The 5,281-nt window shown below is 76.1% G+C and carries 6 protein-coding genes; 3 read left to right on the top strand and 3 right to left on the bottom strand.

Going from position 1 to position 5,281, the window contains the following annotated elements; translation table 11 throughout:
- The 3 genes from E1291_RS38765 to E1291_RS38755 all read left to right on the top strand — a co-directional run.
- Positions 1-295 (top strand): helix-turn-helix domain-containing protein (locus E1291_RS38765; protein WP_131743007.1); only part of this gene is annotated, 295 nt, incomplete at its 5' end.
- 55 nt (positions 296-350) lie between these two features.
- Positions 351-1,229, top strand: coding sequence for an LLM class flavin-dependent oxidoreductase (locus tag E1291_RS38760; protein WP_207401179.1), 879 nt, complete (start codon positions 351-353; stop codon positions 1,227-1,229).
- On the top strand, positions 1,229-1,558 hold the full coding sequence (locus tag E1291_RS38755) for a DMT family transporter (protein ID WP_131743006.1): 330 nt from the start codon (positions 1,229-1,231) through the stop codon (positions 1,556-1,558). Before E1291_RS38760 ends, E1291_RS38755 begins: the two co-directional genes overlap by 1 nt.
- 47 nt (positions 1,559-1,605) lie before the next feature.
- Here E1291_RS38755 and E1291_RS38750 read toward each other — a convergent pair whose 3' ends face one another.
- The 3 genes from E1291_RS38750 to E1291_RS38740 form a co-directional block, all read right to left on the bottom strand.
- The gene (locus E1291_RS38750; protein ID WP_131743005.1) at positions 1,606-2,265 is read right to left on the bottom strand and encodes a response regulator transcription factor; all 660 of its coding nucleotides are present in this window, start codon (positions 2,263-2,265) and stop codon (positions 1,606-1,608) included.
- Entirely contained in the window at positions 2,253-3,545 is a 1,293-nt protein-coding gene (locus tag E1291_RS38745; protein ID WP_242614649.1) for a sensor histidine kinase, read from the bottom strand. Before E1291_RS38745 ends, E1291_RS38750 begins: the two co-directional genes overlap by 13 nt.
- A 108-nt stretch (positions 3,546-3,653) precedes the next feature.
- Complete coding sequence (locus E1291_RS38740; protein ID WP_242614648.1) at positions 3,654-5,096, bottom strand: aldehyde dehydrogenase family protein; 1,443 nt, start codon at positions 5,094-5,096, stop codon at positions 3,654-3,656.
- Positions 5,097-5,281: the final 185 nt, after the last annotated feature.

Raw genomic sequence — 5,281 nt, 5'->3', positions numbered from 1 at the left:
GGCCGCGGCGTCGCTGCTGGCCGCCGGGCTGCTCGGCGCGCTGGACCCCGCCGACCCGTTCCACCGCGAGCTCGCCGCGACCGCGCTCGCCTGCCTGGACCACGGCGGCCGGATCGAGCCGGCCGCCGCCGCGCTGCGCGTCCACGCGAACACGGTCAAGTACCGGGTGCGGCGGTTCCGGGAGCTCACCGGCCGCCCGCTGCTCGACCCCGCGGCGGGCGACGCGGTGGCCCGCGCCGCGCACTGGTGGTGGGCGCTGCGGCACTGGCTCGCCGACTCGGGGGACCACCGATGATGGGAAGATCGCGAAGCTCCGGCGCGGGGCGTCCGGGGCGAGAACGGAGGAACAGGTGACCGCACCACGGATCGGCACGGTGATGTGGCCGATGCAGTCCTGGCCGGAGGCGGGGGAGCTGTGGAGGCACGCTGAAGATCTGGGATTCCACCACGCGTGGGTGTACGACCACCTCGCCTGGCGGGGCACGACGCCCTGGTACGACGCCTACACGACGCTGGCCGCGGCGGCGGCGGTGACCTCGCGGGTGCGGCTGGGCACGTTGGTCACCTCGCCGAACTTCCGGCACCCGGTCCCGGCCGCGCACGCGATTCGGACGATCGACCACATCAGCGGGGGCCGTCTCACCGTCGGGATCGGCGCGGGCGGCACCCGCCGCGCGTCCGACGCCGGCGTCCTCGGCGGGGACGAGTGGAGCCCGGCCGAGCGCGCGGACCGCTTCGCCGAATGGACGCGGCTGCTCGACCGGCTGCTGCGCGACCCCGTGACGACGGACGAGGGGACCTTCTACACGGCCCGCGACGTGGTCGGCGAGCCCGGCTGCGTGCAGCGCCCGCGGGTGCCGTTCGTCATCGCCGGGGACGGCCCGCGCGGCATGCGGCTCGCCGCCCGGCTCGGCCAGGGCTGGGTCACCTCGGGGCACGCCGAGGGCCGGGACCCGCGGGAGGTGGTGGGCACCCGGCTGGCCGCCCTCCGCGAGGCGTACGCGGCCGAGGGACGCGCCCCCGGCGACGTTCTGCTGCTCACGGGCTTCACCGAGGAGCCGTGGCTGGAGTCCGCCGGGGCGTTCGCCGACCTCGCGGGCCGCTACGCCGAGCTCGGCGTCACCGATATCGCGCTGCACTGGCCGCGGCCGGGCACCCGGTGGGACGCCGACGTCAAGGTGTTCGAGGCGGTCGCCGCCGAGCACTGCGGGGACGCGGGAGGCCGGTGATGCCCTTCGTCCTGCTCGGCCTGGCCATCGCGTTCGAGGTGACGGCGACGCTGTCGCTGCGGGCGTCGGACGGCTTCACCCGGCTCGGCCCGTCCGCGATCGTGGTGGCGGGATACCTGCTCTCGTTCGTCCTCATGGCCCGCGCGCTCACCTCGCTGAACGTCGGGCCCGTCTACGCGATCTGGTCGGCGCTCGGCACCATCGGGGCGTTCGCCGGCGGCGTGCTGCTGTTCGACGAGCCGGTCCGCCCGCTGACGGTCGTGGGCGCGGTGATCATCGTGCTGGGCGTCGTCGTCATGAACCTCGGCGGGGGGATCAGCCAGGGCTGACGCGCCCCGGAATCACGTGGAAGGGAAGGGGACGCGGAAGGGACGGGTCAGCCGCGCCGGCCCGTCTCGTCCAGGTAGCGCAGGACGGCGGTGACCCTGCGGTCGGCGCGGTCGGTGGGCGCGAGGTCGAGCTTGGCGAAGATGTTGCGGATGTGCTTGTGGACGGCGCCCTCGGTGACGACGAACCGCTCGGCGATGGCCGTGTTGCCCAGGCCCTCCGCCATCAGGGCGAGCACGTCGCGCTCCCTGGCCGTCAGCCGCTTCAGCGCGCTGTCGTGCCGGGTGCGGGTGAGCAGCTGCGCGACGACGTCGGGGTCGATGGCGGTGCCGCCCGCCGCCACCCGGTGCAGGGCGTCGAGGAACTGGTCGACGCGGCCGACCCGCTCCTTGAGCAGGTACCCCAGCCCGCCGGTGCCGCCGGCGAGCAGCTCGGTGGCGAACGCCTGCTCGACGTAGGCGGACAGGACGAGCACCGGCAGGCCGGGCAGCCGGCGCCGGGCCTCGGCCGACGCCTTGATGCCCTCGTCGGTGTGGGTCGGCGGCATGCGCACGTCCACGATCGCGACGTCGGGCCGGTGGGCGTCCACGGCGGCGAGGAAGGCGTCCGGGTTCTCGGCGGTGGCCACCACGTCCAGGGACTCGGCGCGCAGCAGCAGCGCGACCCCCTCGCGGAGCAGGAGGTCGTCCTCCGCGATCACAATCCGCACGGTAACTCCACCTCGAGGATCGTCGGCCCGCCGGGCGGGCTGGTCAGGGTCAGGACTCCGTCGTGCGCCGCGACCCGGCCGCGCATGCCCGTCAGCCCGGAGCCCTCGCGCCCCTCCGCGCCGCCGCCGCCGTCGTCCTCGATGCGCAGGTGCAGCCGCCCGCCGCGCAGGCGGACCGTGACGGCGGCGCCGGCGGCCTCGCTGTGGCGGGAGATGTTGGTGAGGGCCTCGGCGGTGACGAAGTAGGCGGTGGCCTCGACGGAGGCGGCGCAGCGGGCGGGAAGATCGACGTCGATGCGGCAGGGCACGGCGCAGCTGACGGCGAGACCGGCGAGCGCGCCGGTGAGGCCGCGGTCGGCCAGGACGGGCGGCAGGATGCTCCGGACGACGGCGCGGAGCTCGGCGAGGGCGTGCTCGGCGGCGTCGTGGGCGCCGTCGAGCGCGGCCTGGGCGGTGCCGGGATCGCGGGTGAGGGCGCGGCGGGCGGCGCCGAGCAGGACGGTGACGGCGACGAGGCGGTTCTGGGCCCCGTCGTGCAGCGAGCGCTCGATGCGCCGCAGCTCGGCCGCGTGCGCGTCCAGGGCCGCGGCGCGCGTGGCCGACAGCTGCGCGACGCGCAGGGCGAGGTCGCCGGCGTCGGCGGGCGTGAGCAGCCGCCGTCCCGGCCACGCCTGCAGCCGGGCCATCACCGGCCCGAGGGCGAGGAAGGCGGCGCCCATCCCCAGGCCGAGGACCGCGACCGCCAGCGCGTCGCCCTCGTCGTCGATGCTCCAGGTCACGAAGCTCGGCGCGATGTCGCCCGCGGGCAGGAACCGCCACCACAGCGGGTAGGTGATGTTCTGTACCGAGTTCAGCGTCAGCGTCGCCCCGACGATGCCGAGGAACAGGCCGAGCGTGCCGTGGACGAGCAGCCACCGCAGCTCCCGGCGGAGGGTGGCGTCGGCGAGCCCGGCGCGCAGCCGGTCCGGCGCCGGGTCCGGCATGAGGATCTCCGGTCCCCAGCGCGACAGCCGGCCGCGCTCCCGGTCGGCGACGCCGCGCACCACGCGCGGCACCGTCCGCGCGAGCAGCAGGCCGACGCCGGCGGGGGACAGGAGGGCGACCAGGAGCAGCCACGCCAGGGCGCCGAAGGCGAGCAGCGCGGTGCCGAGCCCGCCGACCAAGTGCTCGAGCGAGTCGAGGACCGCGCGTGCGCGCGCGAGGACGGCGCCCCGGGCGAACCGGCCGGCGCCGGCCGGTCCGGGCATGTGCGCCACCGCCGGTACCTCCTCGGTCGACACCCTACGCGGTGAATCCTCCCGCGGCGGCGGGCCGGACGCGAAGTACAGCCTGCTCTACCGAACGCGGCTCGGCCGTCCGGATCGCCCGGCGGCGGTCCCGTCCGCCGCTCAGAGCTTCGAGCGGTGGATCACCTGCAGCTCGGTGAAACCGTGGAGGCCCCAGGGACCGTTCTCGACGCCGACGCCGCTCCACTTGTGCCCGCCGAACGGCTGGGACGGGGACAGCGCGAGGTGCGTGTTCACCCAGGCGGTGCCGCACTCCAGCCGCGCGGCGACCTCCGCCGCGCGGTCGGCGTCGGTGCCCCACACCGAGCCGGACAGCCCGAAGTGCGTGCCGTTGGCGCGGGCGACGGCCTCGTCGAGGTCGGTGTAGGGGACGACCGGAAGCGCCGGGCCGAACTGCTCCTCGTCCACGATCCGGACGCCGTCGGTGACATCGGCGAGGATCGTCGGCTCGAAGAAGTAGCCGGGCCCGTCCATCGGCCCGCCGCCCGCCGCCGCGCGGGCGCCGCCCGCCAGCGCCTCGGCGACCAGCTCGCCGACCCGCTCGTACTGCGGGCGGTTGTTGATCGGCCCGTACTGGACGCCCTCCGCCGTCCCCGCGCCGACCCTGGCGGCCCGCGCGCACTCGGCGAGGGCGTCGACCACCTCGGCGTAGCGGGCCGCGGGCGCGTACACCCGCTTGATGGCCGAGCAGACCTGCCCGTTGTTCTGGAACGCGCCGCGGAACAGCCGCGCGGCGACCGCCGCCGGGTCGACGTCGTCGAGCAGGATCGCCGGATCGTTCCCGCCGAGCTCCAGCGTCACCCGCTTGAGGTCGGGCGCGGCGGCCGCCGCGACCCGCCTGCCGGTGGCGACGCTGCCGGTGAAGGAGATCTTGCGGGGGACCTCGTGCGCGGTCATCCAGGCACCGAGCTCGTCGCCGCCGCTGACGACGTTCAGTACCCCGGGCGGCAGCACGCCGCGCAGCAGCGCGCCGAGCCGCAGGCTCGACAGCGGGGTGAACGGGGACGGCTTGAGCACCATCGTGTTCCCGGCCAGCAGGGCGGGGGCGAGCTTCCACACCGCCAGCAGCAGCGGATAGTTCCACGGGGTGATCGCCGCGACGACGCCCATCGGGCGGCGCACGACCTCCACCCGCGCGGCGCCGTCGTCCTGGATGACCTCGGTGGGCGTCTCGAGCCCGGCGAAGTACCTCAGCCAGACCCCCGCGCCGACGACCTCCAGGGCGGCGTCGGCGAGCGGCTTGCCCTGCTCCAGCGTGATGATCCGGCCGAGCTCCGCGGAGCGGGCGAACAGGATCTCGGCCGCCGCCAGCAGCGCCTCGCGGCGGGCCGCCTCGTCCCGGCGCCAAGCCGGGTACGCGGCCGCCGCGGCGGCCATCGCCGCGTCCAGCTGCGCGCGCGAGGCGTCGGGGGCGTGCTCGGCCACCTCGCCGGTCGCGGGGTCGACGACGCCGAACGCGCCGGGCGCGTGGACGGCCTCGCCGCCGATGGTCATCGTGTGGCCCTCGGACGCCGTGCGGCTCTCGGGCACCGTGCCTGCGGACACCGTTCCTCCGCTCTGGGGACTTCGCCGAACGAAGTTCAGTATTCCCCGTCGTGCCCGTCCTGACGAGCGGTTCCGCCCACCTCGCCGGCGGCGGCGTCGGAGGCGCCGAGCCGCGCCGCGACCCAGGGCGCGAGGAGCGGGTGGCCGTGCGCGCGGGCCCGGCGCAGAAGGGCGGCGGCCTCCCC

It is taken from the genome of Actinomadura roseirufa, from assembly GCF_900659635.1.
Taxonomy (GTDB): Bacteria; Actinomycetota; Actinomycetes; order Streptosporangiales; family Streptosporangiaceae; genus Spirillospora; species Spirillospora roseirufa.
The sequence above is the reverse complement of the archived record's forward strand: the minus strand, read 5'-3'. Positions and strand labels throughout refer to the sequence as shown.